Below are 2790 nucleotides of genomic sequence, written 5' to 3'. Positions count from 1 at the left end.
CTAATGATGTAAAGTTATTAAAGGAAAGTACGAGTATACTATTAATAAGTGCTCCTAAAATAGCACACCAAAAGAATACTTTAGAAGGAGAGAATCGATCGGCTATGTTGGTGAGCGCGAATAGCAGTGTTCCACTTATAAAACCCAGTTGCACTGCCGAAGTTAAATAACCGATATCTGTGGGTAGTAATCCAAAATCGACAACCAGGCCTTTAATGACTGCATTGGTAGCAAACCACAATGATGTGCAAAAGAACTGAGCAAGAACAATGATAGGTAGCTTTGCTTGCATACGATTGCAATATGGAATGAAAAATTTAGAAATAAGAATACTTTGCCCTTCTATACTTAAAGCTCTAGCTTTGCACCCTTTTCCCGGAAACTATGAGAGAATTTATAATAAAGAGAACAGCTAACGCTAAGAACGATATTTTAAGTGGATTGACGGTAGCTTTGGCCTTGGTGCCGGAGGCTGTAGCTTTTGCCTTTGTCGCTGGTGTTGATCCTTTAGTAGGACTATATGCAGCATTTATGATCGGTCTGATCACGTCCATTTTTGGTGGCAGACCAGGGATGATCAGTGGTGCTACAGGTGCGTTGGCTGTTGTAATGGTAACACTTGTTGCCCAAGGCAATGCTATGGGCGCAGAAGGTGAAAATCTTGGGCTTTACTATCTTTTCGCTACGGTGATTTTAATGGGAATCATACAAATGGTTGTTGGTCTGTTAAAACTCGGAAAGTTTGTTCGTTTAATACCGCACCCGGTAATGATGGGCTTTGTAAACGGTTTGGCCATTGTAATCTTCCTTTCGCAATTAGGCATGTTTAAAGAAATAGTAGATGGGCAAAAGGTGTGGTTGCAAGGGCTGGACTTAGGTTTGATGATTGGCTTGGTATTTTTAACCATGGCCATTATGCACTTCCTGCCACGCGTAAATAAGAAATTACCAGAAGCATTGATCGCTATTATTGTGGTTTCGGGAATAGTGATATTTGGTGGCTTGGATGTAGCTACGGTCGGTAGCTTTATAAGAAGTGGAGGCGGTTCTGGTCTTGAGGGGGGCTTACCAACGTTTCAAATAGACATTTTTAATAAGGTGCCATTTACATGGGAAACCTTGAAGTTTATAGGGCCTTATGCTGTTATTCTTGCTGCTATTGGTTTGATAGAGTCATTAATGACTTTGAATTTAATTGATGAGTTGACTGAAACGCGTGGCCATTCTAACAGAGAATGTATGGCGCAAGGTGGAGCAAACATAGTAACTGGATTATTTGGTGGAATGGGAGGCTGTGCCATGATCGGTCAGTCTATTATCAACATTAAAGCAGGTGGTAGAACGAGATTGTCAGGAATAGTAGCGGCACTTTCACTATTAGCATTTATTCTCTTTGCTTCGAGTCTTATTGAGCAAGTGCCTATTCCAGCATTGGTAGGTGTAATGTTTATGGTGGTGATTGGTACATTTGCTTGGAGTAGTTTCAGAATTATCAATAAAATTCCTTTAAGCGATGCCATAGTTCTTGTGGCTGTTTCAGCGCTAACCGTAATTTTTGATTTGGCGATTGCTGTAATAGCTGGTATCATTATTAGTGCGTTGGTTTTTGCATGGGAAAATGCCAAACGCATTCGAGCGAGAAAACATACGCTCGAAGATGGCACCAAAGTGTATGAAATCTGGGGACCATTGTTTTTTGGTAGCATTCAACAATTCAACAGCAAGTTCGATGTCAATGGTGATCCTGATAAAGTAATTATTGACTTTATAGAATCCAGGGTTTCTGACCATTCAGCATTGGAAGCCCTTTTCAACTTAGTAGAGAAGTACGAGGCTGCAGGTAAAGAAGTAAAAATCAGACACCTCAGTGAAGAATGCCAGCGATTAATGGTGAAGGCATCACCTAAGTTAGAGGCAGTCATTGAAAAAGACATTGAAGACCCACGTTATCATGTAATGGCCAATGCGATGCAGTAGATATTGATTATTTTTGATATTAACGGCTCTTTTCATGTATTTTAGAGTTTGTAATTTTTTAAATGCCTAACTCATACTGTTGAAAGGATACGACAAGCTTTTCCAAAATATTCGCAGGTACGTTGAGTTTTCTGAGGAGGAAGAACAACGATTAATCTCTATCATTCGAACGACCAAAGTAAAGAAGCGGCAATACATTGATCAGCCCGGTTTTACTAGTGGCTTTAGAAATTATGTGGTAGAAGGTGCTTTTCGTTCTTTTTTTGTGGATGATGATGGCAAAGACCATACCGTGCAGATAGCCATGGAAGATTGGTTTGTCAGCGATTTTTATAGTTACATCACCCAGACACCCGCCACACTTTTTGTGGAAGCGCTTGAAGATTCAGTGATTTTTCAAATGAAATACAACGATATTGAAGGTCTTTGTAAAGAGATGCATTCACTCAGCGAATATTTTAGGGTGAGCACAGAAAAGGCTTTTGCCTTCTCCAGAAAAAGGGCTTTGGCCAATTTAAGTATGACAGCAGAAGAAAGATACCTTGACATGCTCGATCGGTATCCAAATATGATTCAGCGAGTTCCGCAAAAGGTAATTGCCTCATACTTAGGCATGTCAGCTGAATTTATGAGCAAAATACGTGCTCGCCTTGCTACACAATCTTGAACTAGTTCAAGAGTTTTTCCTAATCCAGTTCATTTTTAAACGGTAGCGTATCACCAACCTTTGTATTGTCGATTTTGACATAACCAAAAACAAAGATTATGAATGTTACAACGAACGTACCTTCTTATCAGGAGGGATTAAAAGAA

At 39.9% G+C, this 2790-nt stretch carries 2 protein-coding genes and 1 pseudogene; 2 read left to right on the top strand and 1 reads right to left on the bottom strand.

All coding sequences use genetic code 11. The features are described from left to right. Window positions 1–292, bottom strand: a pseudogene (locus tag RLO81_RS17315) (MFS transporter); the annotation flags it as partial. Between the two features lie 92 nt (window positions 293–384). On the opposite strand from RLO81_RS17315, the gene RLO81_RS17310 reads away from it, so the two are divergent. Together RLO81_RS17310 and RLO81_RS17305 are read left to right on the top strand one after the other, a co-directional pair. Beyond that, window positions 385–1977: a SulP family inorganic anion transporter gene (locus tag RLO81_RS17310; protein ID WP_350114606.1), complete on the top strand. Its 1593-nt coding sequence runs from the start codon at window positions 385–387 to the stop codon at window positions 1975–1977. Between the two features lie 79 nt (window positions 1978–2056). Continuing rightward, window positions 2057–2644 (top strand): Crp/Fnr family transcriptional regulator, encoded by a 588-nt coding sequence (locus RLO81_RS17305; RefSeq protein ID WP_350114603.1) that lies wholly within the window; start codon window positions 2057–2059, stop codon window positions 2642–2644. The last annotated feature ends 146 nt before the right edge of the window (window positions 2645–2790 follow it).

Source organism: Fulvivirga sp. (assembly GCF_040220315.1).
Classification (GTDB): Bacteria; Bacteroidota; Bacteroidia; order Cytophagales; family Cyclobacteriaceae; genus Fulvivirga.
Note: the sequence above shows the minus strand (reverse complement) of the source record. Positions and strands in the feature narration are given on the sequence as shown.